The sequence below is a fragment of the Campylobacter concisus genome (assembly GCF_902460545.1).
GTDB classification, from domain to species: domain Bacteria; phylum Campylobacterota; class Campylobacteria; order Campylobacterales; family Campylobacteraceae; genus Campylobacter_A; species Campylobacter_A concisus_AE.
This window is the reverse complement of the sequence record NZ_CABPUE010000015.1, coordinates 1-1,399: the sequence shown is the minus strand read 5'-3', so window position 1 is coordinate 1,399 and position 1,399 is coordinate 1. Positions and strand designations below refer to the sequence as shown.

The following is a 1,399-nucleotide window of genomic DNA, read 5'->3' as shown; positions in this document are numbered from 1 at the left end:
AAGCCCTATATATACCATACCTGTATTTACTCAAAAAAATAGGTTTGATAGATAAAAGTATAAAATTGGTTTATTTTGCTCATGGTGGAAGTAGTGATTTTATAACACTGTATGATAATTTTAAAAATTATATGATAGCTTGTACGTTTGATAATGTTATTGCATTACATAATGATTACGATAGTTTTGATAGTTCTACCGTTAAGAAAACATTTAAAAGAAAAATAATTGATAAAATTTTTAAAGATTATTGGCAAGAGATCGCAAGTAAAATAGTGTATATACCAAATCCAGTCACTTTTTATGTTAAAAATCCTAGTAATTTGATGCAAAAAAATGTTTTAGCTGTAGGAAGACTTGACAAAGTGAAAGGATTTGATTTATTGATAAAATCATGGAAAATAATTTGTGATGATGTTGGAGGGTGGAGACTGAGGATTATCGGCAGCGGACAGGAAGAAGATAATCTCAAAAGAATATGTGAAGAGCTTGATACAAGAAATATTGAATTTATACCACAGCAATTCGATATTAAACAATACTATATTGATAGTTCAATTTATGTAATGTCTTCCATAGAAGAAGGCTATGGTATGGTTGTAATAGAGGCCATGGAGTGTGGCTTGCCCATAGTAGCCTTTGATAATGTCGGAGCTAAATTTTTAGTCAAACATGGCAAAAATGGACTAGTGTGTCGCACTGGAGATATTGCTACTTTATCGACAAATTTAAAGAAATTGATAGATGATTTTAATCTTAGACTAGAGTTTGGAAAAATGTCTAAAGAGTATGCAAAGAAATTTCATATAGAAAATATATCACCTAAATGGAAGCCAATTTTAGGAAAGAATAATGCATAAACAAATAATTACCTCTACTGGCTATGGTGGTACGGGCAGTAGTGCCATAACTGATCTACTTAAAGAGTTTGATTCTGGAATTTCTATGGGTGATGCTGAATTTTGGTTCTTGCAAGACTATGATGGGGTATCTGATCTAGAGTATTATTTAATAGATGGAAATCATAGATCTAAAGTTAGTATGGCAATCAGCAAATTTATTAAATATATAAAAACCCATAGTGCTTTTTATAATAAATTTTTTGGTGAAAATTTTATTAAATATTCAAATGAATATATTAATTCTTTAGTTGATGCAAGATTTAAAAAAGCATTGAGTGATTATGAGGTAAATAATAGTTTTTTGAAACTATGGTACTTTAAACTTTACCCGATTATGCAGCTTGGGATAAAAAAAATCTTAAAACAAGATACATTTGAATTTTCGCCAAAGATACGTTTGATTGATAAGTATTATTCTATTCCGGACAAAAATAGATTTTATATCGAAACTAAAAAGTATACTAGCAAACTTTTTAGTTTATTAGATACAGATAATA

General features: G+C 28.8%; 2 protein-coding genes. Both read left to right on the top strand.

The window, feature by feature from the left end:
• Nucleotides 1-860 (top strand): glycosyltransferase (locus FZ949_RS09185; protein ID WP_222862789.1); only part of this gene is annotated, 860 nt, incomplete at its 5' end.
• On the top strand, nucleotides 853-1,399 hold a 547-nt coding region (locus FZ949_RS09180), incomplete at its 3' end, for a hypothetical protein (protein ID WP_222862788.1). The genes FZ949_RS09185 and FZ949_RS09180, both read left to right, overlap by 8 nt.